The 24500-nt window shown below is 66.5% G+C and carries 19 protein-coding genes; 3 read left to right on the top strand and 16 right to left on the bottom strand.

Annotated elements, in window-relative coordinates; translation table 11 throughout:
- Window positions 1–38 precede the first annotated feature (38 nt).
- The 3 genes from lipA to F7R02_RS03475 are packed head-to-tail and all read right to left on the bottom strand — an operon-like array spanning window position 39 to window position 2032.
- The gene (gene lipA / locus F7R02_RS03485) at window positions 39–1052 is read right to left on the bottom strand and encodes a lipoyl synthase (RefSeq protein WP_078591329.1); all 1014 of its coding nucleotides are present in this window, start codon (window positions 1050–1052) and stop codon (window positions 39–41) included.
- Window positions 1053–1067: 15 nt separating this feature from the next.
- Complete coding sequence (lipB, locus tag F7R02_RS03480) at window positions 1068–1766, bottom strand: lipoyl(octanoyl) transferase LipB (RefSeq protein WP_011050466.1); 699 nt, start codon at window positions 1764–1766, stop codon at window positions 1068–1070.
- Window positions 1754–2032: a YbeD family protein gene (locus F7R02_RS03475; RefSeq protein ID WP_003482721.1), complete on the bottom strand. Its 279-nt coding sequence runs from the start codon at window positions 2030–2032 to the stop codon at window positions 1754–1756. Before F7R02_RS03475 ends, lipB begins: the two co-directional genes overlap by 13 nt.
- Before the next feature lie 265 nt (window positions 2033–2297).
- Between F7R02_RS03475 and F7R02_RS03470 the strand changes: the two genes are divergently transcribed.
- The gene (locus F7R02_RS03470; RefSeq protein WP_005911164.1) at window positions 2298–3359 is read left to right on the top strand and encodes a lipid A deacylase LpxR family protein; all 1062 of its coding nucleotides are present in this window, start codon (window positions 2298–2300) and stop codon (window positions 3357–3359) included.
- 119 nt (window positions 3360–3478) lie between these two features.
- Here the strand turns inward: F7R02_RS03470 and F7R02_RS03465 are convergent, their stop codons facing one another.
- From F7R02_RS03465 to F7R02_RS03420, 9 genes are all read right to left on the bottom strand, one after another.
- Complete coding sequence (locus F7R02_RS03465; protein ID WP_003482723.1) at window positions 3479–4684, bottom strand: D-alanyl-D-alanine carboxypeptidase family protein; 1206 nt, start codon at window positions 4682–4684, stop codon at window positions 3479–3481.
- Between the two features lie 416 nt (window positions 4685–5100).
- Window positions 5101–6519, bottom strand: a complete 1419-nt coding sequence (locus F7R02_RS03455) for a septal ring lytic transglycosylase RlpA family protein (protein ID WP_078583582.1) — start codon at window positions 6517–6519, stop codon at window positions 5101–5103.
- Complete coding sequence (mltB, locus tag F7R02_RS03450) at window positions 6516–7655, bottom strand: lytic murein transglycosylase B (RefSeq protein ID WP_078591328.1); 1140 nt, start codon at window positions 7653–7655, stop codon at window positions 6516–6518. The genes F7R02_RS03455 and mltB overlap by 4 nt, the downstream gene beginning before the upstream one ends.
- A 268-nt stretch (window positions 7656–7923) precedes the next feature.
- The gene (locus tag F7R02_RS03445; RefSeq protein ID WP_033483868.1) at window positions 7924–9315 is read right to left on the bottom strand and encodes a glycoside hydrolase family 28 protein; all 1392 of its coding nucleotides are present in this window, start codon (window positions 9313–9315) and stop codon (window positions 7924–7926) included.
- 317 nt (window positions 9316–9632) lie between these two features.
- On the bottom strand, window positions 9633–10751 hold the full coding sequence (gene rodA / locus F7R02_RS03440) for a rod shape-determining protein RodA (protein WP_011050462.1): 1119 nt from the start codon (window positions 10749–10751) through the stop codon (window positions 9633–9635).
- Complete coding sequence (gene mrdA, locus F7R02_RS03435) at window positions 10748–12808, bottom strand: penicillin-binding protein 2 (protein ID WP_078591327.1); 2061 nt, start codon at window positions 12806–12808, stop codon at window positions 10748–10750. The genes rodA and mrdA overlap by 4 nt, the downstream gene beginning before the upstream one ends.
- A gap of 3 nt (window positions 12809–12811) precedes the next feature.
- Window positions 12812–13297, bottom strand: a complete 486-nt coding sequence (gene mreD, locus F7R02_RS03430) for a rod shape-determining protein MreD (RefSeq protein WP_078591326.1) — start codon at window positions 13295–13297, stop codon at window positions 12812–12814.
- Window positions 13294–14637, bottom strand: coding sequence for a rod shape-determining protein MreC (gene mreC, locus F7R02_RS03425; RefSeq protein ID WP_078591325.1), 1344 nt, complete (start codon window positions 14635–14637; stop codon window positions 13294–13296). Before mreC ends, mreD begins: the two co-directional genes overlap by 4 nt.
- A gap of 172 nt (window positions 14638–14809) precedes the next feature.
- Complete coding sequence (locus F7R02_RS03420; RefSeq protein ID WP_003482734.1) at window positions 14810–15856, bottom strand: rod shape-determining protein; 1047 nt, start codon at window positions 15854–15856, stop codon at window positions 14810–14812.
- 275 nt (window positions 15857–16131) lie between these two features.
- On the opposite strand from F7R02_RS03420, the gene F7R02_RS03415 reads away from it, so the two are divergent.
- Together F7R02_RS03415 and F7R02_RS03410 are read left to right on the top strand one after the other, a co-directional pair.
- On the top strand, window positions 16132–17064 hold the full coding sequence (locus F7R02_RS03415) for a carbohydrate kinase family protein (protein ID WP_003482735.1): 933 nt from the start codon (window positions 16132–16134) through the stop codon (window positions 17062–17064).
- A 261-nt stretch (window positions 17065–17325) separates the two neighbouring features.
- Entirely contained in the window at window positions 17326–19311 is a 1986-nt protein-coding gene (locus F7R02_RS03410; protein ID WP_078591324.1) for a sigma-54-dependent Fis family transcriptional regulator, read from the top strand.
- Window positions 19312–19387: 76 nt separating this feature from the next.
- On the opposite strand, the gene F7R02_RS03405 is transcribed toward F7R02_RS03410, so the two are convergent.
- The 4 genes from F7R02_RS03405 to F7R02_RS03390 form a co-directional block, all read right to left on the bottom strand.
- A complete protein-coding gene (locus F7R02_RS03405) occupies window positions 19388–21772 on the bottom strand; it encodes a TonB-dependent receptor (protein ID WP_078591358.1) in 2385 nt (794 codons plus the stop codon).
- A gap of 11 nt (window positions 21773–21783) precedes the next feature.
- Entirely contained in the window at window positions 21784–22890 is a 1107-nt protein-coding gene (locus F7R02_RS03400) for an S-(hydroxymethyl)glutathione dehydrogenase/class III alcohol dehydrogenase (RefSeq protein ID WP_005911197.1), read from the bottom strand.
- 34 nt (window positions 22891–22924) lie between these two features.
- On the bottom strand, window positions 22925–23983 hold the full coding sequence (locus F7R02_RS03395; RefSeq protein ID WP_078591323.1) for a beta-propeller fold lactonase family protein: 1059 nt from the start codon (window positions 23981–23983) through the stop codon (window positions 22925–22927).
- Window positions 23980–24500: c-type cytochrome (locus F7R02_RS03390; RefSeq protein ID WP_151210050.1), on the bottom strand; the 521-nt coding region annotated here is incomplete at its 5' end. The genes F7R02_RS03395 and F7R02_RS03390, both read right to left, overlap by 4 nt.

Genomic DNA, 24500 nt, shown 5'->3' with positions numbered 1-24500 from the left:
CACCCGCCGCGGCACTCGTCCGATCGCCTATTGCCGACTCAGGCGGCGACGCCGGCGCCTGCGGCCTGACGATCGGCGTGGTACGAGGAACGCACCATCGGGCCGGAGGCAACATGACTGAAGCCCAGCGCGTTGCCGTAGTCTTCCAGCGCCTTGTATTCCTCCGGCGTCCAGTAACGCATCACCGGATGATGGTGCGGCGTCGGCTGCAAATACTGGCCGATGGTGATCATGTCCACATCGTGCGCGCGCAGGTCGCGCAGCGTGGCCTGCACCTGCTCCATCGTCTCGCCCAGGCCCAGCATGATGCCGGACTTGGTGGCGATGGACGGATGCTGCGCCTTGAAGCGCTGCAACAGCGTCAGCGACCACTGGTAGTCCGCGCCGGGGCGCACATTCGGGTAGAGGTCCGGCACGGTTTCGATGTTGTGGTTGAACACGTCCGGCTGGCTCAGCGCCAGGATCTCCAGCGCGCGGTCCATGCGGCCCTTGCCGCGGAAATCCGGGGTCAGGATTTCGATACGCGTGTTGGGCGAGCTGGTCCGGATCGCCGAGATGCAGTCGACGAAATGCTGCGCGCCACCGTCGCGCAGGTCGTCGCGATCCACGCTGGTCACCACCACATACTTCAGGCCCATGTCGGCAACGGTGGCGGCCAGGCTGGCAGGTTCGCTCGCGTCGGGCGGCTTTGGCCGGCCATGCGCCACGTCGCAGAACGAGCAGCGCCGCGTGCACACCTCGCCCAAAATCATGAAGGTCGCGGTGCCGTGGCTGAAGCACTCGTGGATGTTCGGGCAGCTGGCTTCTTCGCACACCGTGACCAGGCGGTTTTCGCGCAGCTTGGCCTTGAGGTTCTGTACCGCATTGCCAGACGGAATCCGCACCCGGATCCACGACGGTTTCCGCAGCACCGGCGCATCCACGAACTGCACCGGCGAGCGGTTGATCTTGTCGCCACCGATCTGCTTGACGCCAGTCTGCAGCGGCGCAGGCGCGGCGGTGTCGCCGGAGACGACCTGCAAGGGAATGGAACGGGCGATAGGCTGGGTCATGACGATACGGGGCGCTCAGGCCGGAAGCGAAAGGTCGGGCAATGCGGAAGTGGGCTGCAGCACGAGGCCGAACTGGCGCGCCAGCTGGTCGAGCAGCACCGCCTTGACGGCGTCCATCCCGGAGGGGCCGCCCAAGTCTAGCACCGAGGTCACCTGCAGACCCTGGTAGCCACACGGGTTGATGCGGTGGAACGGTTGCAGGTCCATCGCAACGTTGAACGACAACCCATGGAAGGTGCAGCCACGCCGCACGCGGATCCCAAGCGCGGCGATCTTGGCCCCGCCCACATACACGCCAGGAGCACCGTCGCGGCGCTCGGCCACGATGTTCCACTCGTCCAGCGTATCGATCAGCGCCTGTTCGATCTTGCACACGTAATCGCGCACGCCGATCTTCAGCCGGCGCAGGTCCAGCAGCGGGTACACCACCAATTGGCCAGGGCCGTGATACGTGACCTGCCCGCCGCGGTCGACCTGTAGCACCGGGATCTCGCCCGGTGCCAGGACATGTTCGGGTTTGCCCGCCTGACCCAACGTAAACACCGGCGCATGCTCGACCACCCAGATCTCATCGGCGGTGTACTCTTCGCGCGCATCGGTGAAACGCTGCATTGCACGCCACACAGGCGCGTAGTCTTGCTGGCCGAGGTCGCGCAATTGCGCAGGCAGGCCAGCCATGGAGCTGCTCACAGGCTCGGCCGCTACAGCGTCCACTTCACTTCCGGATGATCGCGCAGCGCCTGGTGCGCGGCCTCGAACTGCTCGCGGCTTTGGGCACGGAAGCCAATCTTGACCGAGACATACTTTCCGCTGGAAGAATGCTTCCAGCTCACGCTCTCCTGCAGCAGCTCCACGCCGGTGGCGGCAAGCAGGCGCGGAAGCTCGGTTTCCAGCCCACGCTCAGCCGTGCCCATGGCGCTGAGCTCGAAGGTGCCGGGAAACTGAAAGCCGTGATCGGGGTTGTCGGTGCTGATATCCATCCGCCCATTATCGGGCCGGCGATGGGCAAACCCAAGCCCGCGCAACCGATCGACGCGCCTGGCTCGTCTGTGGTGCCATGCAATCGGCACCGAACCTTCCAAAAGGTTACGCAACTAGGCTGTTTAACCGAACGCAGCCATGGGTAGTTGGCAACGCGGTCGCCAGCCGAAGCGGCAGAGGCTGCAGTCGCGACCAGACACTTCACACCGCGCAACAGAAGACGCAGGCATTTTTCCGATTCCAGCTCCCCTCTCCAGGCCCTCCATGCTTCGACCGCGCGCGTTGTCTGCTGCCTTGCTGCTTTCTCTTTCCGGGCTGTCGCTGCCGGCCCTGGCGGCGGATCAGTGCGATTCCAGCCGCCTTGGGCGCACGCCGCCTGCGGTGAACTTCCGTGTCGATAACGACCTGTTCGGCGGCGAAGATCAGGACCAGGGGTATTCCAACGGTGCGGTGCTGACGCTGGTGTCGCCGAACCTGGTCGATTACACCGACGACCCGTGCCTGCCGCGGACTGCGCGGTGGGTCAACAGCTATCTGGAGCGGCTACACCCGGGCGAATTCGATCAGCAGAACATGGTGTTCTCGATCGGCCAGGCGATCTTCACCCCGACCGATTACACCCGCCGCGACGTCATCCCGGACGACCGCCCGTATGCGGGCATCCTGCTGGCGAGCTTCGGCTACAACGCGCGTAACGATGCGCACCTGCGCACCACGCAGCTGCAGGTCGGCATTGTCGGTCCGTGGGCGCTTGCGAAGGAAGCGCAGGATGCGATCCACGATGCGCTCGGGGACGAGAAATTCCAGGGCTGGGACAATCAGCTGCACAACGAGCCGCTGATCAACCTGGTGCACGAGCGCATGCATCGCTGGCCGGCCGATGCCAGCGGCAATGCCGGTGGATTCGGCTGGGACTTCATTTCGCATTGGGGCGGCGCGGTCGGCAACATGGCCACGCATTTGAATGCCGGCGGCGAGGCCCGCTTCGGCTGGAAACTGCCGGACGACTTCGGCAGCACCCCGACCCGCCCGGCGGGCGAAAACACCGCCCCCAGCCGGCTCGGGCGCGCCAGCGGTTGGTCCGGCCACCTGTTCGTGACCACCGACGCGCGCTGGGTAATCCGCGACATCACGCTGGACGGCAACACCTTCCGCAACAGCCACAGCGTGGACAAGCGCCCGTTCGTCGGCGATGTGGGCTACGGCCTGGCGGTGATGTACGGCCGCTGGAAATTCGCCCTTGCCCGCTACCACCGCACCCGCGAATTCGACACCCAGCGCGAAACGCCGGTGTATGGCAGTTTTACGATCAGTCGGATGCTTTGACGGCGAATCGGGAATCGGGAATCGGGAATCGCAAAAGCCAAGGCTGTGCCTGGCGTCTAACCATTCCCGACTCTCAATTCCCGATTCCAAAAAAAAGCCGGCTTTCGCCGGCATTTTCTTTATTCCGATTCCCACCACATCCAGAACGCGTCCCAGAGGCGCTTGAAGAATCCGCCTTCTTCGACGGCGTTGATGGCGACCAGCGGGGCCTGGGCGATGACCTTGCCGTCCAGGCTGACCTTCACGGTGCCAACCTGCTGGCCCTGCTTGATCGGCGCCTGCAGGTTCTTGGGCACTTCCATGCTGGGCTTGAGGTCGTTGTAGCGGCCGCGCTGCAGGCTGACCAGCAACGGCTGTGCCACGCCGAGCTGCACTTCGTCCTGCTGACCCTTCCAGACCTTCTGCTTGGTGACGACCTTGCCGGGCGCGTACAGGCTGTGGGTTTCGAAGAAGCGGAAGCCCCAGTTGAGCAGCGCCAGGCTATCGGTGGCACGCTGTTCTTCGGAGCTGTCGCCCATGACCACGGCGATCAAACGCTGATCGCCGCGCTTGGCCGAGCTCAGCAGGCAGTAGCCGGCTTCGGAGGTGTGGCCGGTCTTGATGCCGTCCACGGCCGGGTCGCGCCACAGCAGCCGGTTACGGTTGCTCTGCTTGATGGTGCCGACCTGAAATTCCTTGATCTTGTTGTAGGCGTAGGTTTCCGGGTAATCGCGCACCATCGCGCGGCCCAGCAGGGCCAGGTCGTAGGCGGTGGAGTGATGCCCTTCGGCGCTCAGGCCGTGCGCGTTGACGAAGTACGAATCCTTCATGCCGATCTTGGCGGCGTAGCTGTTCATCAGCGAGGCGAAGGCTTCTTCGCTGCCGGCCACATGCTCGGCCAGCGCGATGGCGGCATCGTTGCCGGACTGGATCGCCATGCCCTTTTCCATGTCTTCCAGACGCGCCGTCTGGTTGACCGGGAAGCCGCTGTAGCTGCCGTCGGTGCCCGCACCGCCTTCGCGCCAGGCGCGTTCGCTCATCATGACCTGGTCGTCGCGCTTGACCTTGCCGTTCTTGATCTCGGCGGCGACCACGTAGGAGGTCATCACCTTGGTGATGCTGGCCGGCGCCAGTTGCTGGTGGATGTTTTCACCGGCCAGCACCTGCCCGGTGGCGTAGTCCATCAGGATCCAGGACTTGGACACGGCCGGTGCGGGTGCCGGCGGCACCGGCAAGGCGGCCGGGGCGGCAGCCACGGCAGGAGTCGGCTGCGGCGCAGGTGTCTGGGCGCAGACCAGGCCGAAGGCGAACGTGGCCACGGCAGCGGCGGCGAAGCGGAATTTCATTGAAGAACGACTCCTGACGGGCCCGAACGCCGGGCAATGCGAAATTGTAAGACGCCACGGCGATCAGGGCGACGCGTTGCACGATGCGCGCGCTTGCGCAGTTCAGCGATGGCGGCGGTCGTACGGACGCTTGTGGTGCCTCAGGCGAGCTGCCGGAAGCGGCATGCACAGGTGCAGGCATCGCTTGCAGCGTCCAACGAGGCGACGCTGGTGCGCAGGCGCTGGCTGGATGCAGACGACGCGAGGGGCCGCGACGCGCATGCCGAAGCCGACCTTGGCCGCATCCGCCTTGCAGATGCGCGATATTGGCCGCCAATTGGGGTGCTCAGCCGTTCCCGGTAACGCCGATGCAGCCAACGCGCAAGCAGCGGGTGCGCTCACGCTCGATCAGCGACGTGGTGACCGACCCGTGCGCATTAATTGGCCACGATCTGCGGACGACCAAAACCGAGTCCGGCGATACGCTGGGCAATCTCCGACGCATTTGCATGGTCGCGCGCATTCACGCGTAGCCGCCACAGCGTGCGCCCGCCACTGACGATGTCGCTGACGCTGGCACCGGCAATCCCCGCCGAGGCCAGTTGCGACAGTGCGCGATTGGCGTTTTCGCGGCTGGCGAAACTGGCGACCTGCAGCAGGATGTCGCCGAGTGCGGCTTCGGCCACGCTGGGTGCCTTGGCGGGCGCTGGCTCGGCCTTGAGCGGGCGCGAGGCAGTGCTTTCGGACGGCTTGACCGCCGCAACCGCCACTGGCGGCGCCGCGGCGGGTACGGCGGCAGACACTGACGCGGCCGGTCGCGGGGCCGCAGCGGCCGGCTTGCCGGTGGCCACACGCACGCCCTGCGCCTTCATCCAGGCATCGAAGTTGTCGGCATTGCCGGGTTGGCGCGAGTCGGCAACGCGGTAACGCCAACGCTCGCCAGCCGCAGCGACCGGCGCGCTGCCAGTGGGGGCTGTGGTGGACGCGGTCACCGCGGCGCCGGTGCCGGCACCGGTGGCGACCGCACGCGGCGGCACGGTGCGCGTGGGCAAGCGCTGCACCAGGCCATCGATCTGACTGGCGCCGGCAGCCGGCCGCGCCGTGGCCACGGCGGTATTCACCGGTGCCTGGCCACTGCGGCGCTTGGCGAGCAGATTGCCGTTGTCGGCTTCGGTGAGGCCGCGGACTTCGACATTGCCGGTGCCCTTGCCGGTGATGCCCAACTTCACCGCCGCGGCATAGCTCAGATCGATCACGCGGCCGTCGTGAAATGGGCCGCGGTCGTTGACGCGCACCACCACCGACTGGCCGGTGTCGGTATTGGTGACCAGCGCAAAGCTGGGCAGCGGCAAGGTCTTGTGCGCGGCGGTGAAGGCGTACATGTCGTACACCTCCTTGTTGGAGGTCAGCCGGCCATGGAACTTGTTGCCGTAGTACGAGGCGGTGCCGCGTTCGACATAGTCGCCCGGGTTGTCCATCACCACATAGCGCTTGCCCAGCACTTCGTACGGCGAACGGTTCCCCACCGCCGAGCGCGGCTCGTTGGTGACCAGTGGCTCGGGGATGCAGGCCACGTTGGGCACATGATCGGGCGTGGAGTCTTTCACCCCGGGCTTGTACAAGCCGCCAGCGGTGTAGTCGCCGCGCGTGGACGGGTCTTCCTTGGCGGGCGCATACGGCGAGGTGGACGGGCAACCGGTGGCGACATACGCCGGACCCTTGCCTTCGACCTTCACACCCTTGATCGCACCGCTGCCGTTGCCGCCGGCAGTTTTCTTCGGTGCGCTGCTACAGGCCGCCAGGCCAAGCATCAGCGCCATCGGGATCAGCCACTTGGGGCCTGCAATGCTGTTCATGCCGGGGGTAACTCCTTGCCGGCGATGGCCTCGGACAGCTGGAACACGGCCATCGCATACATCTTGGAAATGTTGTAACGGGTGATCGCATAAAAGTTCTGGAAGCCCAGCCAATACTGCTTGCCGTTGGCGTCGTCCAGGCTGATCGGGGTGGCGGTGCTGCCGGCCACCACCGGTGCGCTCGGGTGATAGCCGCGCGCCGACAGCTCGGACAGCGTGTACACCGGCGACCAGTCGGTGGGATTGAATTCTTCGTGCCCAGCGGCCAGCGTGGCCGGCACCGCGACCTGCCCGCCACGCACCCAGCCGCCCTTCTTGACGAAGTAGTTGGCGATCGAGGCGAACACGTCGTTGTAGTCGGTGAACAAATTGCACTTGCCGTCGGCATCGCCGTCCACGCCGAACTGGCGATAGCTGGACGGCATGAACTGGCCCATGCCCATTGCGCCGGCATAGCTGCCGATCAGGGTGGTGACGTCGAGTTGCTCTTCCTTGCCGAGCGCGAACAACTGGCCGAGTTCGTCGCGGAAAAACAGTTCGCGGCGCACTTCGCGCTCGAGCTTGGCCGGGTCGCCGCTGCGCGGATAGCGGAACGCCAGCGTGTACAACGCGTCCAGCACGCGGTATTTGCCGGCGTTGCTGCCGTAGCTGGTTTCCACCCCGATGATGGCGACGATCACCTGTGCCGGCACACCGGTGGCCGCTTCGACCTTGCTCAGCTCGGCGCGATGTTCGGCGAGAAACTTGCGGCCGCCGTCGATACGCGCCTGGGTGATGAACATCGGCCGGTATTCGTTCCACGGCTTGACCCGTTCGGCCGGGCGCGACATCGCAGTGACAATGGCGTCCTTGAATTGCGCCTGCGCCAGCACCGCTTCGATCTGCGCGGCATCGATGCCGTACTTGGCCGAGGTGTCGCGCACGAAGTTGGCGCGGGCGATCTCGAACGGGACCGGGGTCAGGTCGACTGGCGGAAGCGCAGGCGCCTCGGCGGCGGCGCTTGCGGGCGGGGTTGGCGCAACCGGTGGCTTGGCCGGCGGCGCGCTGGCGGCCGGTGGCGGGGACGGAGGGCTGGGCTGGGTCGCGCAGGCGACAAGGCCGAGGGTGAGCAGGCAGGTCAGGGTGCGTCGAATCATCGGCCGAGGGTAACAGACATCAGATGAACTTCTGGCAATAAGGCCATGAAACGAAAAGACTTTAGTCAAAGTCAAGTCTGCCGCGTGTGCGGCAGGGGATTCGGGATGGCGGGATTGGGGAGCCGGTGGTGCCTGCGGGCGGAAGGTTCCGGCCCGCGGCGGTCGTGATGTATGGGGCCGCAGCCCTATCTGCCATGCTGAAAGACGTACGTTCGCGGGCGAGGCACCAGCGGGTCTGGCGCGGCGAGTGACGGCCGCGCCAGCGAGATCACAGCGCGGGGAAGCGCGGTGCGCCCGAGCAGGTGGGCACCGCACCGCCGACCTGCACGGTGCCGGTGGTGACGCCAGTCCCCGACGGCGTGACGGCGCTGTTGCTCAGCCCGATCTTTGCGTTGCTGGCGCTGATCGACGCGTCGCTGTGCGCCACGTTGGCCAACACCAGATCCAGCGGTGTCTGCGCATCGAAGCCTTTCAGGATCCAGCCCTTGCCGCCGGCGTCGTTGCCGGTTTTGAGCCCATCGACCACGATCTGGCTGAAGGTCGGTTTGGTACCGCTGGTTGCGGCGGCGTAGAACGGGTTGATCACCAACGGGCTGCTGACGCCGTATAGGCAGGTGTTGCGATAGGTAATCAGACTGACCGGACCACCCTTGGCGAGGCTGGTCTTGATGCGCAGGCCGCTGTTGTCGGTGCTGCGGTTGCCCAGATCGTCGGTGGACACCAGCGCATTATTGTCGACCAGCACATTGCTGACGCCGGACATCACTTCGCTGCCGATCGAGATGCCGTGGGTGCCGTAGCAGCGCGAGTTGCGCACGGTGATGTTGGCCGACGTGGCGGCGATGGTCTTGATCGCCACGCAGTCGTCGCCGCCCATCACATCGCTGTCGTGGATGGTGGCGTTGACCACGCTGTCCAGATCCAGGCCGTCGGTATTGGGGCTGGTGGCCGGCGACTTCACCCGCGCGCCCCAGATGGTCAGGCCGTCGACGATATGCGCGAAGAAATGGAAATACGCCGCATTGATCAGGTTGATGTTGTAGAGCGTGAAGGCCGTGGCGTTCTGCACCTTGATCAGGTCGGGGCTGTTCTGCACCTGGCCTGCGTTCTTGGCGTTTTCGCCGAACTCCCACCAGGTGGTGCTCTTGCCGAGCATGGCCAGGTCGCCGCGCCCGTCAATGGTGCCCTGGCGCCCGCCGGTGCGCATGCCCATCACGCCCGCGTTCGCGCCTTTGATGCCGATCAACGGCAGGCAGCTGCCGCTCTTGGAAGCGGCGCTGCCGCAGCCGCTGCCGTAATCGGCCGGGTTGCGCGAGCCGTACACGGTGACGCCCTGATCGACGACCAGGGTGACGCCGGCGGGAATCGTCAGCGGCCCGGTCAGGAAGGCGTTGCCGCTGCCGCTGGTGAGCAACACTGCGCCGTTCTTGCACGCAGTGAGTGCCGCCTGGATGGTTCTGGTATCGGGCGGCGCGCTTTCCAGCGCCGCCTCGAACAAGCGACCGTTCGGCGTCTGGCTGGCCTTCAACGCGGGCTGGCAGAGGGAGGGAATCGCAGGTTGCGCGACAGCGCGCGCATCGCCGGTGGCGAACGCGACGGCACCGGCTTGCGCGGCCAGTGTGAGACAAACGCCGCCGATGGCGGCGGCTAGCAGTTTCATGGAAGAGATCACCCGAAAGAGGAATGGCGCGTGCTGCCGGAGCGACGCGACGCGGCCGCTGCTGCGATAGCAGCCTGGCGGACTCTACGGAGCAGCGCCTGCGTGCGCAGACCGCGAGCGAACCGGGCGCCGTGCCAACGAAGCGGCACCGCGCCGCTGTGTCGTCATTGCAATGGCGTGCGCAAAACTAACGCGCAACCTGCGGCATTTTCATCGCAACGCCGCACCCACTGCGCTCACGCTGAAAAAATGTGCGCGTCATTGCTGACGCGTGGCATTCATCGCTGCGCGCTACACGCCGCGCCAACCAACACGCATCAGTAACCGTGCACCGGGCGATGCGACTTCACTGCCATGACCAAGCCCAGCCCGGCCAGCAGCGATACCGCCGAGGTACCGCCGTAACTCATCAGCGGCATCGGCACGCCCACCACCGGCAGCAGGCCGGAAATCATGCCGCCGTTGACCAGTACGTAGACGAAGAACGCCAGGCCGGTGGCGCCGGCAACCAGGCGCGAATAAGTGTCGCGCGCCTGCGAGGCGATCCACAGGCAGCGGCCGATGACGATCAGGTACAGGGTCAGCACGGTGGCCACGCCGATCCAGCCGAATTCTTCGCTGAGCACGGAGAACGCAAAGTCGGTGGTCTGTTCGGGGATGAAGTTCAGGTGCGATTGCGAGCCCAGACCCCAGCCCTTGCCGTTCAACCCGCCCGAGCCAATCGCGATCTTGGACTGGATGATGTTCCAGCCCGCGCCAAGCGCATCGTTCTCGGGGTTGAGGAACATCATGATGCGGTCCTTCTGGTACGGCCGCAGCAGCCAGAACCATGCCACCGGCGCAGCCGCAGACACCCCACCCACACCGACGGCCACCCACCACCACGGCAGGCCGGCCAGCAGCAGCACGAACACGCCGCTGGCAGCGATCAACACGCCGGTGCCGAAGTCCGGCTGCAACATGATCAGCGCGGTGGGCACGCCGATGATCACGCCGGTCACCAGCACGGTGGAAATGCGCGGCGGCAGCGGCATGCGGTGCAGATACCAGGCCGCCATCATCGGCAAGCTGATCTTGAGCAGCTCTGCCGGCTGCAGGTAGAACACTTTCAGATCCAGCCACTGCCGGCCGTATTTACCGGTGCCCAGGGCGAAGACCGCCAGCAGCGGCAGCATCGACAAGCCGTACACCCACGGCGTCCAGGCGCGCAGGCGCAGTACCGACATGCGTGAAATGCCCCACATCGCCGCCGACCCGATGATGAAGCGGATGCCCTGCGCCAGCATCAGGTGCTCGCCATTGGCAGTGCCGCCGGCGCTCTTGAGCACCGACAGGCCGATGGCCATCAGGCCGCCCAGCGCCAGGCACAGCACCCAGTCCAGGCTGCGCGTAAAGCGCGCGGCCATGTCCGCCAACCAGCGCAGGATGTCGCTCAATGGTCGGTCTCCTGCACCGCGTCCGGCACATCCGGCACCACCGGTCGCGCGGGGATGTTGGGGTCCAGCGCAACGGCGCTCTGGCCGATCACCACCGGCAACTCGTCCAGCGTGGCAGCGGCGGCATCGCCGGCGGCACGCGCGTCGGTGACCCCGGCCTCGAACTGATTGACGCCCACGGCGGTCACGCCCAGCTCGCTGTCCAGCGGCTCCAGACCGGCAGGCATCTTGCCCAGCAGCCAGGCATCGAAGATCTTGCGTGCGATCGGCGCCGCGGAGCTGGTGCCGAAACCGCCGCCTTCCACCGCCACCGCCACCGCGATGACCGGGTTGTCGGCCGGCGCGAAGCCGACGAACAGGCCGCGGTGACGCAGGTGCAACGGTAGGCTGCGCGGATCCACTGCCGCCACGCCCTTGCGGCTGACCACCTGCGCGGTGCCGGTCTTGCCCGCCATCTGGTACGGCGCGCCAGGGGTGATGGCGTAGCCGGTGCCGCCGGGCCGCATGGTGTCCATCATGCCTTCGCGCACCACTTGCAGATGCGCGGGGTTCTGGCTGAGCGGCTTGCCTGGCGGCTGGATCATCGGCTCCCAGGGGTGATCGAAACCGGTGCGCTCTTCCAGCACCAGATGCGGGCGCAGCAGCAGGCCACTGGCGATCGCCGAGACGCCGCGCACCAGCTGCAGCGGTGTCACCTTCCAGTCGCCCTGGCCGATGGCGATGTTGACCGTGTCGCCGGGATACCAGCGCTCCTTGCGCGTCTTGTACTTGTAGGCCGGCGACGGCAGGATGCCGCCGATTTCGCCCAGCAGATCCACACCGGTGGGTTGGCCAAAGCCGTACTCGCCCATGTAGTGGTCGAAGCGCTCGATGCCCATGTCCACCGCCAGGCGGTAGTAATAGGTATTGACCGACTGGGCGATCGATTTGCGCAGGTCGGTCCAGCCATGGCCGCCACGGTGCGAATCGCCCCAACCGCGACTGACGCCGGGCAGGTAGAACATGCCGGTGGACAGCACCCGGTCTTCCGGCCGGCGCAGGCCGCTGTCCAGGCCGGCCAACGCGATCAGCGGCTTGAGCGTGGAGCCCGGCGCCACGCCCCCCAGCACCAGCCGGTTGAACTGCGGACGCGAGGGGTTGTCGTTGAGCATCTTGAAATCGGTATGCGAGATGCCGTTGACGAACAGATTGGGGTCGTAGCTGGGCAGGCTGACCATGCCCAGGATCTCGCCGGTGCGCGGGTCCATCGCGATGGCCGCCCCTTCGTGCTCGCCGAAGGCGGCCACCATCGCGCGCTGCAGGTCGGCGTCTACCGACAGGCGCAGATCCGCACCCGACTGCGGCGCGACCCGGCCGACGGTACGGATGGCCCGCCCCTGCACGTTGGTTTCGACCTGCTCGTAACCGACCTGCCCGCGCAGATCCTGCTCGTAGTAGCGCTCCAGCCCGGATTTGCCCATGTGGGTGAGCGCAGCATTGCCCTCGCCCAGTACCGCCAGGTCTTTTTCGTCGATCCGGCCCACATAGCCGATGATGTGCGCGAACAACGGGCCGTAGGGATAACGCCGGGTCAGATACGGCTCCAGCTCCACACCGGGGAAGCGCCAGCGCTCCACCGCAAAGCGCGCCATCTCTTCATCGCTCATGCGCAGCTTGAGCGTCACCGGCAGGAAGCTGCGGCGCGCGCGGCGCTCGCGGTTGAAGCGCTCCAGATCCTCCGGCGCGATCGGGATCACCTTGCCCAACGCGTCCAGCATGGCGTTCATGTCGGCGACCTTGTCGGGGGTCACGTCCAGACGGAAGGCCGGCACGTTCTCGGCCAGCAGCCGGCCGGTGCGGTCGTAGATCATGCCGCGCCCGGGCACCACCGGCTTGGGCTTGATGCGGTTGGCCTCCGAACGGGTGGCGTAGACCTCGTGGTCGAGCACCTGCAGCTTGAAATACCAGCCGCCCAGGCCGACCAGGCAGATCACCACCATCGCAAAGCCCAGCACCGCGCGGCGGCGGAACTGTTCGGCCTCCGCATGCGGATTCTTCGGATGACGGCGCCCGTGCATGGCTTATTTCTTGCCCCGCTTGCCCAGCCGCACCGCATCCAGCACCACGAACAGCGGCGGCCACAAGGCCATGCCCAGCAGCGGCGCCCACCAGTAGCTCCACGGCAGGCTCGGCTCGCCCACGGCCAGATGCACTGCCGAAGACACGATGCGGTCGTTGAGCAGCAGCCCGCCGATTGCCAGCGCCTGTTGCGAGACCGGGAAAAACCGCATGCGCGCGCGGAAGCGCTGCAGGATGAAGGTCATGATCACCAGCCGCAGCGCCTGTTCGCCGAGCAGCCCGCCATACAGCAGGTCGGCCAGCACGCCGGCCACGAAGGCCAGGCCCAGCCCGACCCGATCCGGCTCCTCGATGACCCAGTACGCCAGCACCAACGCCAGCCAGTAAGGCCGCAGCGGCTGCACCACCATCGGCAACGGCAGCAGGCCCAGGACCAGCGCAATGAAGATGCTCGCCGGCAGGATCCAGGTGTTGCGCATGCGGGTCATCGGTCCGTCTCCGGCGGAGACGGACGGGAATCGGGAATCGGGAATCGGGAATCGTTAGGCGCGGCGCCCTGCGTTGGCGGGGCGTTGCGGTTACTTGCCCCCGATTGTCCAGTCGCTGTCGCCCGCGTGCCCTGCGGTGAAGCCGGGCGGGCATCGGGATTCTGGTTTTCGTTCACGTCCGATGTGGATGGACGGGCGGACACGTTGGCCTGGCGGATGGATGCCGCCGCGCCGGACGGCTGTACGCCAGGCGCGGCAGATGCCGGCGCGGGCTGCGCGCGCGGTGCGACGCCGGCTGCGGTCGCGGCGCCCGATGACGCAGCCGGCGGGCGTGCCGCATTGATCGCCGCATTGGAAGCGCCGCCCGTCGGAGTGCCCGGCGTTCTGCTCACCGGCGCGGTCGCCGGCGCAGCAGCAGGCGCCGCGTTGCTGTTGCTGTTGCTGTTGCTGTTTCCATTCCCAATTCCCGATTCCCCATTCCCCATTCCAGGCACCAACCGCAACGGCTTGCCGGCACGCAGCAGCAACACATCGCGGCCGCGATCGAGCTTGGCGGCCGGGGTCAGTTCGCCGACCAGGAAGGCGTGGGTATCGTCGGGATGCAACTCGGAGACCTTGCCGACCGGGAAGCCGGCCGGGAAGCGGCCGCCCAGGCCCGAGGTGACGATTTCATCGCCCACCTGCACGCCGGCACTGAGCGGGATGTCGCGCAGTTCCAGGCGGTCGCCGCGCCCGTAGACGATCAGCCGCACGCCATTGCGCGCCACGCTGACCGGCACTGCGTGGTCGGGGTCGGTGAGCAGCAACACGGTGGAGTGCAGCGGGGTGACTTCGATCACCTGCCCCATCAGGCCGCCGGCATCGATCACCGCCTGGCCCAGCACCACCCCTTCGCGGCTACCGGCGTCCAGCAGCAAGCGTTGGCGCGTCGGATCCAGATCGATGTTCAGGATCGGCGCCAGTTGCACATCCAGGCCGCGGCGCTCGGCCACGTTGAGCAGTTCGCGCAGTTGCGCGTTATCCAGGGCCGCGGTTTGCAACCGGGTCAGGCGCGCATTGGCGACCAGCAGTTGGTTACGCAGATCCCGGGTCTCTTCCACCAGTTGCGCATGCGTTGCGGCGTTGTCGCGCACCTGCGAGCCGATGCGTCCCGGCAGCCCGGCCACCGCCCAGATCGGCTGGATCAGCAGATTGGCCTGCATGCGCACCTGGCTGAGCCAACCACCGCGGCTATCGAGCGCAATCAGCACGATCGCCAGCACCAGATAGACCAGCAGGCGCAGCGTGGAGGTGACTTCGCCCGGACGGGAGGCGACGGGAGGACCGGCGTAGGAGGGCACTGTCAGGGCCGGGAATGGGGAGTCGGGAATAGGGAATCGGGGAGCAGGTGGCTGCCCACGCGACGGGTAAGGCGAGAACTCAAATTGGCGGGATCACGATGCAACCACTCAGGGCCGTAGGCAGGAACCGCTCTCACGATTCCCCTTTCCCGATTCCCGATTCCCGAGCGCTTCACTCCGGCGCGAAGAACTCGTTGCCATGCATGTCCACCAGCTCCAGTGCCCGGCCGCCACCGCGGGCCACGCAGGTGAGCGGGTCGTCGGCCACCTGCACGTGCAGGCCGGTTTCTTCGGAGATGAGCCGGTCCAGATCGCGCAGCAGCGCGCCGCCACCGGTGAGCACGATGCCGCGCTCGGCGACGTCGGCGCACAGTTCCGGCGGTGTCTGCTCCAGCGCCAGCTTCACTGCCGAGACGATGCCCGACAACGGCTCGTGCAGCGCTTCGAGCACTTCGTTGGAATTGATCTTGATCATCTTCGGCACGCCCTCGGCGAGGTTGCGGCCGGAGATTTCCATCTCCTGCACCTCGTCCTGCGGGTAGGCGCAGCCGATCTGCAGCTTGATGCGCTCGGCCGTGGCCTCACCGATCAGCATGCCGTGGTTACGGCGCACGTAATTGGTGATCGACTCGTCGAACCGGTCGCCACCCACACGTACCGACTGCGAATACACGATGCCGTTGAGCGAGATCACCGCCACCTCGGTGGTGCCGCCGCCGATGTCGATGACCATCGAGCCGCGCGCCTCGGTGACCGGCATGCCGGCACCGATCGCCGCGGCCATCGGCTCTTCGATCAGATAGACGTCGCGCGCACCGGCCTCTTCCGCAGATTCCTTGATGGCGCGACGCTCGACCTGCGTGGAGCCAGCCGGCACGCACACCAGCACGCGTGGGCTGGGGCGCAGGAAGCGCGATTTGTGCACCTTCTTGATGAAATGCTTCAGCATCGCCTCGGTGTAGGTGAAGTCGGCGATGACGCCGTCCTTCATCGGGCGAATCGTGGTGATGTGGCCAGGGGTACGGCCGAGCATCTGCTTGGCCTCCGCACCGACGGCGGCGACCGAGCGCGTGCCGCCGATCGCGCGATCCTGACGCACCGCAACCACCGACGGCTCGTTCAGCACGATGCCCTGTCCGCGCACGTAGATCAGCGTATTGGCCGTGCCCAAATCGATGGACAGGTCGTTGGAGAACATGCCGCGGAGTTTCTTGAACATCGAGGGAGTCGTTCCTGGGTAAGTCGCGTGCCCGCCGCCAGACTGGCGAAATTTTGGGCAGAAAACGAAGTCGGCTAGCCTAGCAATCCCCCCCGGGGTGAGCAAGGAAAAATCGGCGATTTCGCCCCCGTTTTCATGTGCCGGTCACGCCGGCCATGGCATGCGGTTCTGGCTCTGATCGGCCGCAGCCGTTACCCTTTGCGCCGCGGCGCACGCGCCGTCCCGCTGCCATGCCCGGCAATTGGCGGGTTTTCCCAACGCAAAGGCCCGACTCGATGTCCGCACTGATCTGTGGTTCCCTCGCCTACGACACCATCATGGTGTTTCCGGACCAGTTCAAGAACCACATCCTGCCGGACAAGGTGCATATCCTGAATGTGTCGTTCCTGGTGCCGCGCATGCGCCGCGAGTTCGGCGGCTGCGCCGGCAACATCGCCTACAACCTGCATCTGCTCGGTGGCGCGCCGATCCCGATGGGCACCGTCGGCCAGGATTTCGGCCCGTACCGCGAACACTTCGAAACGTTGGGCATCGACCTGTCGCGGGTGAAGATCATCGACGACCTGTTCACCCCGCAGGCCTTCATCACCACCGACCACGATAACAACCAGATCACCGCCTTCCATCCGGGCGCGATGATGCGCAGCTACGAAAACCACGTGAAGGATGTGCCGGGCGTGACCCTCGGCCTGGTCGGCCCGGACGGGCGCGAAGGCATGATCCAGAACGCGGAAGAGTTCGCTGCTGCTGGCATTCCTTTCATCTTCGACCCTGGCCAGGCGATGCCGCTGTTCAACGGCCCGGAGCTGCGCCAGTTCATCGAGCAGGCCCAGTACGTGGTGGTCAACGACTACGAGTCGAACCTGTTGCAGGAGCGCACCGGCTGGGACGAAAAAGACATCGTCTCGCGCGTGCAGGCCTACATCACCACGCAGGGCCCCAAGGGCGCGCTGGTGCATACCCCGGAGAAAACCTACGACATTCCGCCGGCGCACGAGCGGCGCGTGGTCGACCCGACCGGCTGCGGCGACGCGTTCCGCGCTGGCCTGATCTACGGCATCCAGGGTGGCTACGACTGGTTGACGATCGGCCGCATGGGCAACCTGATGGGCGCACTGAAAGTGGAACACCCCGGCACCCAGAACCAGCGCTTCGACTTCGCCGAGTTCAACGACCAGTTCAAGCAGCAGTTCGGCTACGCGTTGTAAGCCTGGGATTAGGAAGTCGGATTGGGGAGTCGCAAAGCAGCAATCCTGCGTTTTGAGGCCACGAAGAACCGCGCGATCGCGCGGTTTTTTCGTTTTGGCCGAGGCGCAAAAGGAGCCACCCCAGCCAAGCCGCTCTTGCCAATCCCTACTCCCCAACCCCCAATCTCCAATCCCGGCGTTTGCTGCACCGCGGTTTGAGCCTCGCCCCGGTTTATGCGTCACTGCCGCTCTGGCCCCGGGTAGGGACCGAGGAAGCGCCACGTGTCGGAAGTGACTGTCGCCAACCTCCTGCAGGCCACGCCTGGGCCCTCGTCCGCTGCCGAGGCCGAATCCGCGTTGCTGGCGCGGATGCGCCGCTTCCGCCAGATCGAACCACTGCCGCCAGCGCTGGCGCGCTCGTGGCAGCGCTGCCTGGACGAGTATGGGCTGAGTCCGGATGCTCCCCCGTCGCCGATGGTCCATGACGGCAGCGAGCTGCGCGAGCGCCAGCAGCGGCTTGAGGAAGTGCTGCGCATCGCCAAGGTGGAGATGGAGAACCTCTACGAGCAGATCGCCGGCGGCGGCTACGCCGTGGTGTTCGCCGACGCCGAGGCGACCTTGCTGCACAGCGTGCACGACCCGGCATTGCTGCGCGAATTCCGCCAGACCGGGTTGTTCTGCGGCGCCAGCTGGGCCGAGCGCTACCAGGGCACCAACGGTATCGGCACCTGCGCGGTGGAGCGCAGCGCGCTCGGCGTGCACCGCGGCGAGCATTACCTGGCCCGGCACCTGCCGCTGTCGTGCAGCGGTGCGCCCATCCTCGACCCGCACGGGCAATTGCTGGCGGTGCTGGATGCGTCCACACCGGATGCGCGCGACACCAGGCTGGTACAACGCCATACCAGCGCGCTGGTGCGCATGTCGGCGGCACAGATCGCACGTTCGTATTTCCTGGCGCAGTACCGGCACGCGTGGATCCTGCGCTTCCACAGCCGCCCGGAGTTCGCCGGCCTGTTGCACGAGGCGCTGATGGCGATCGGCGCCGACGGCTGCGTGCTGGCCGTCAACGAAGCGGCACTGGAACAGCTCGGCAAGGGCGACCGCAGCCTGCTGGTCGGGCGCGACATCTCGCAGGTGATGCAGCTGGACTTCGACACCGTGGAGCAGCGTGCGCGCAACGACGCCAGCACGCTGTGGTCGATCCGCTGCGCCTGCCACGGACGCCGCTTCTTCGCCCTGGCGCAGCCGCCGCGCCGCAACGTGGTTGCTGGCGGCGCGCAGGCCACCACCGCCGACGATGACCAGGCGGCTTACGCACGCGAACACGTCGGCTCCGATCCGCGCATGCGCCACAACCTGGACAACGCGCTGAAGCTGGTCGCGCATCGCGTGTCGATCCTGCTATGTGGCGCCACCGGCACCGGCAAGGAGGAGTTCGCCAAGGCGGTGCACCGCGGCTCGCCATGGGCGGCGCGGCCGTTCGTGGCGGTGAACTGTGCGGCGATCCCCGAGGCGCTGATCGAGAGCGAACTGTTCGGCTACGCACGCGGCGCGTTCACCGATGCCGCGCGCGAAGGCCGCCACGGCAAGTTGCTGCAGGCCAGCGGAGGCACCTTATTCCTGGACGAGATCGGCGACATGCCGCTGCCGCTGCAGACGCGGCTGCTGCGCGTGCTCGAAGAACAGAGCGTGACCCCGCTGGGCAGCGACCGTGCGATGCCGCTGGAACTGCACGTGATCAGCGCCAGCCACCGCGACCTGGCGCAGATGGTGGCCGCCGGCGAATTCCGCGAGGACCTGTACTACCGCCTCAACGGCGTGGTGCTGCACCTGCCGCCGCTACGCGAACGCAGCGACAAGGCCGAGCTGATTCGCACGCTGCTGCGCGAAGAAAACGGCGAGCAAGGCGTGCGCATCAGCGAAGAGGCGCTGCACAAGCTGCTCAGCTACGCCTGGCCGGGTAACTTGCGCCAACTGCGCAACGTGCTGCGCACGGCGGCCGTGCTGTGCAGTGACGAGGTGATTCGCTTGCCGAATCTGCCGCAGGAGATCGTCGACGCCGGCAGCGCACCCTGCCTGGTCGATGGACGAGCGGTCGCGGCCGACGATATGTCTGGCCGCGTGGCATTGGATCAGGCCGAGCGGCTGGTGCTGCAGCAACAACTCGAACGCCACCGCTGGAATGTCAGCCGCACCGCCGATGCCCTGGGTATCAGTCGCAACACGCTGTACCGCAAGCTGCGCAAGCATGGGCTGGAGACGGGGTGAATGGGGAATCGGGAATGGAGAAAAGCAGTTCGCTGACGCTCTACGATTCCCCATTCCCGATTCCCCATTCCCGTAGTCAAAGCGCCCAACGCAACCCAATCAAATACTGTCGCGGCACACCAGGTGCGAGAAAGCGTGCCGGGCCGGTTTCCACTGGCGCATCCTGCGGACGTGCGAGTTCGCCGTCGGGAAACACGTCTTCGGCCACGGCGGCATAGGTGGCGTAGTGGCGGTCGAAGACGTTGTCGATCCGGGCGAACAGCGACACCCGCGCGTTGATGGTCCAGCGCGCCTGCAGGTCGACCAGGGCATAGCCGGCGCTGCCGATGTCGAGGCGCTCGGGTGCGGTCTGGCCTTCTTCGGCATTGTCGACCTGGCCATCTTCGTTGCCGCTGGCCACCCGCCCGGAGACCGCACGCACGCCTACGCCCAGCGTCAGCGCATCGCGCTGCCACGCCATCCCGAGCTTGAGGTTGTGCCGCGGTAGCGCGGCGATCCGCAGGCCCGGCCGCAGCGCGATCACGCGCTCGCCGGACAGCAATTGGCCACCGCTGCGGTAAGTGGCATCCAGGTAGCTGTAGCCGGCCCACCACTGCCAATCGCCGCTGCGCAGATGCAGTGCCGCGTCCACGCCCTGATAGCGCGTGCGGCCGACATTGTCGAAGTAGCCCAATTGCGTATCCGGTGCGCGTAGAAACAGAATGTCGTCGCGATTGTCGGCGCGGTAGACCGACAGCGTGGCGTTGCGGTCGGCCGACGGCGTCCAGCGCGCGCCCAGTTCGTAGGTGCGCGAGATGATCTGCTCCAGCCGCAGATCGGCCTGCAGGCCGGTCGGCAACCGACAGGGCTGGGTGGGATCGGCGCAGCCCAATTCGATGGCGGTCGGTGCACGGCTGTTCTGCGCGACCGAGCCGTACAGCGTCAGCCCCGAATCGAGCCGATGCGTAAGGCCCAACGACGGGTTGGCCTTGGCATAGACGAAGCGCTCGCGTGGGCGGTCGCCGTCGTCGGCGGTGGAAAGAATGTTGTCCACCACCACACGATTCCAGCGCACTGCAGCGGTGAGATGGGTCGCATTGCTCAGCGCCCAGGTGTCGGCGAGGAACATGCCCAGCGTCTCGGTGCTGCCGCGTACACCGGAAAAGAAGGCGCGTTCGGCATCGGGATCGGCAGCGACCGAGCGGTCGGGCTGCACCCAGCCATCGCGGGCGAACTGCCGGTAACGCACATGGCCGCGATCGAAGGTGACACCCGCCGTGAGCGCGTGCGCGCCCCGCTGCATGCTCAGGTTGAGCGCGACGCCCTGTGCTTGCTGACGCATCTGGGTGGTGTTGAGCGCGCCGGTGTGCAACGTGTCGGCATCGGTGCGGGCGACATCGCACTCGGCATCCAGTGCGCTGCCATCGGCCGCGTAACCGGACGCGCATTCTTCGACGAACGCTTCGTAGTCTTCGCCGATATCGCCATTGACAGTGTCGCGGCGCCCTACGCGCGAATAAGCGAGGGCGTGCAACGCACTGTCTGCATCGAAACGATGGTCCAGCTGCACGGTCAATAAGGTGTTGCGATTGCGGGTGAGATCGGGCGAGGTATACACCGAACGCCGATCGGCGCGATACAAGCCGGGCTCTGGCCCCTCGTCGGTATACCGCGTGTCCGGCAGCAGGCCATTGCCGATCAGACGGCTGCGCCCGTGCAGCAGCGACAGGCTCCAGTCGGTCTGCTCGCCTTGCTTACCGACCTTGCCGAACACGGTGCCAAGCCGGCCTTCGGAGGCAGCACGCCAGCCGTTTTCGTCGAAGCCGGTCACCGCAACGAAGCCATGCCAGCCGTCGGCGCCGGCGACGCCATAACCGGCATCCAGCCGCTTGCGCGCGCCGCTGCCGATACTCAATTCGCCCTGTAATCCCGGTGCGGTCAGCCCCGACGCGGTAGACAGCACCACCGCGCCGCCCAGCGTGTTCGGCCCGAACAACGGGTTGGAACCCGGCATCAGCGTCACCGCGGTGATCGCCGCTTCGGGCAGCATGTCCCAACTGACGATATCGGCGAACGGTTCGTTGAACCGTACGCCATCCAGATACACCGACACCCCTTGCGAAGCGCCCGGCAAGGCAGAAGCGCGAAAACCGTGGAAGGTGAGATCGTTCTGGAACGCGCTGCCCTGCACGTCGTTGCCGTCCACGCCGACGAAGCGCCGCTGCAGCAGATCGCTCAGGTTGTTGCTGCGCCCACGCGACAGCTCGGCGTTGCTTGCCGACTGCACCATGTACGGCAATTGCGCCGCATCGATGGTGGTGCCGGGGATCGGCGTGGCGGTGACCTCGATACGGTCCAACCAGGTGACTTGCGGTGTTTCCGCTGCAACGGCCAATGCGCTGCGTGCGAGCAGGGTCATGGCCCATGCGCCTGCCAATCCCGTGCGATGCAGCGTCGCTGTCCTGCATCTGCCTGCTGCCATGTGCATCTCCTTCAATACGCCACGATGGATTTGATGCCGCGCGCCGCACGCAGGTCCGTCAACGCCTGGTTGATGTCATCCAGCGCCAGCGTGCGCGTGATCAACGGCGCCAGCTGGATATCGCCGTGCAGATAGCGTTCGACGTAACCGGGTAGCTCGCTGCGGCCTTTGACGCCGCCGAAGGCGCTGCCGCGCCACACCCGCCCGGTGACCAATTGAAACGGGCGCGTGCTGATTTCCTGCGTGTCGTCGGCCATGCCCAGGATGACGCTCTCGCCCCAGCCCTTGTGGCAACACTCCAGCGCCGCCCGCATCGCGCCGACATCGCCGACGCATTCGAAACTGTGGTCGGCACCGCCATCGGTCAGGTCCACGATCACCTGCTGGATCGGCGCACCGTAGTCGCGCGGATCTAGGCAATCGGTGGCGCCCAGCGTACGTGCCAGTGCGAATTTCGCAGGGTCGATGTCCACCGCGATGATGCGGCCGGCCTGCGCCAGCAGCGCGCCCTGTATCACCGACAATCCGATGCCGCCCAGCCCGAACACCGCCACGCAATCGCCCGGCCGCACATGCGTGCTGTTGAGCACCGCACCGACGCCGGTGGTGACCGTGCAGCCGAGCAGGCAGGCCTGCTCCAGCGGCGCCTCCGGATGGATGCGTGCGACTGCAATCTCCGGCAATACGGTGTATTCGGAAAACGTGCTGGTGCCCATGTGATGCAGGATCGGCCGCCCATGCAACGAAAACCGGCTGCTGCCGTCAGGCATCAGGCCACGTTCCTGGCTGCTGCGAATCGCCTGGCACAAATTTGTACGGCCGGAACGGCAGAATTTGCACACGCCGCATTCGGGCATATACAGCGGAATCACGTGATCGCCGGACCGCACGCTGGTGACGCCGATCCCGACGTCTTCGACAATGCCGGCGCCCTCCTGCCCCAGGATCGCCGGAAAGCTGCCGGCATGGCCATGCGCCAACGCATGCGCATCGCCATGGCAAATGCCGGTGGCGACCAGGCGCACCAGCACCTCGCCGGGACGCGGCGGCTGCAGGTCTACTTCTTCGATGGTCAACGGCTGGTGCGGACCCCAGGCCACCGCAGCGCGTGTCTTCATCCGGCCTCCCTGAAGCCGTCGGCCTGCCGGCCGCTCAGCGCGCGATGATCACGCCCCACGGCAGCTCGCCCACGGGGATCTGTTTGAGTTCGCGCAAGCTGGCGGTGTCGATCACGCTCACGCTGTTGGATCGCCCGTTGGCGACATAGAGCTTGTCGCCGGCAGGCGTCAACGCCGGATTCCACGGACGCTGCCCAACCGGAATCTCGGCCAGCGCGCGCGCGATATTGAGATCGATCACGCTGACCGTGCCTGCGCCACCGTTGGACGCATACAGCCGCGTGCCATCGGCCGACAGCGCGACGCCGGCGGTGCGCACGCCGGCCGGCAGACTGGCGCGACGCTGACGCGTCTGCAGGTCGATCACGTCCACCACGTTGGCGGTTTCCTGCGCGATGTACACGCTGTGCCCGTCGGGTGCGAACGCCATGCCGCGCGGATGACCGCTGGTGGCCACCACACCGCGCGATCGATGGGTGGCCAGTTCGATCATGTCCATGTCGTTGGAGCCTTCATTGCTGGTGAGCAACCACTTGCCATCCGGGGTGTAGGCGCAATGCTCCGGCGCCTGCCCGCGCGTGGCGATCACCTGCTGCACGGCGAGTTGCGCCGCGTCGATCAGCATCACCTGATTCTGGCCTTCCACGCATATCGCCAATTGCTTGCCGTCCGGCGACAACGCGATGCCTTCGGCGTTCTCGCCGATGTCCACGCTGCGCAACACCGCATCTCTTTCGCTATCCAGTTCGACCAACCTGTGGTGTTCGGCATCGATCAGGTACAGATGCCCTTGCGGGCCGGGCAGTAGCTGCTGCAAGCGCTTGCCGAGCTGGCCCTGCGCGCTGAGCGTGCGCACCACCGTGTCGGTGTGCGTATCGATCACCGAAACGGTGCCACTGCGTTGATTGGGCACATACGCAAGCACCGGCGGCGTTGCCGGCGCCGGCGCCGGCGCCGGTGTTGCGTTGCCGCTCGCCGCAGGTGCGGTGGTGGAGGCCGGTGTGACGGCATCGCGCTGGCAGCCCGCCAGCAGCAACGCACCCAGCATCCCTGCTGCACACATGCGCGACCAGCGAGCAGGCGCTGACCTCATTGCGCCTTGCCCGCGGTCTTGTTGATCGAGTGGATGAAGGCGAGCAACTTTTCGGTATCGCCGGGCTTGAGTACCGGCGCGAACGGCGGCATCTGCCCCGCCACCTTTTCGTGCCCGATACGGGTCTTGCCGTGGGTGATCATGGCCGCGGTGCCTTCGCTGATCAGCGTGCGCAAGGTGTCGTCGTCGCTGCCATACACCCAGATGTCGTTGGTCAACGGCGGGCACATGCCACCGCCACCGGTACCGCCGTGACAGGCATTGCAGCCGGCCGAAAAATAGATCTTCTTGCCTTCGGCGACCAGCTCGGGCGTGACCTTGACCTCGGGTCCCTTGGGAATCGGCACGATCGTGGCAGGTGGCGCGGCCGGCGTTGCCGGATCCGGGGCTGGCCCCGCTGCGGGGTTGGGCATTGCTGCGGGGGCAGCTGCAGTTGCGGCCGCAGGCGCTGCGCGGCCGGCGGCTGGCGCAGGCGCCGGTGCGCTGGCGGCCGCCGGTGGCGGGGGCGGTGCATCGG

The sequence above is a fragment of the Xanthomonas cissicola genome (genome assembly GCF_008801575.1).
Lineage (GTDB): Bacteria > Pseudomonadota > Gammaproteobacteria > Xanthomonadales > Xanthomonadaceae > Xanthomonas > Xanthomonas cissicola.
This window is presented reverse-complemented; position numbering and strand designations above follow the sequence as displayed.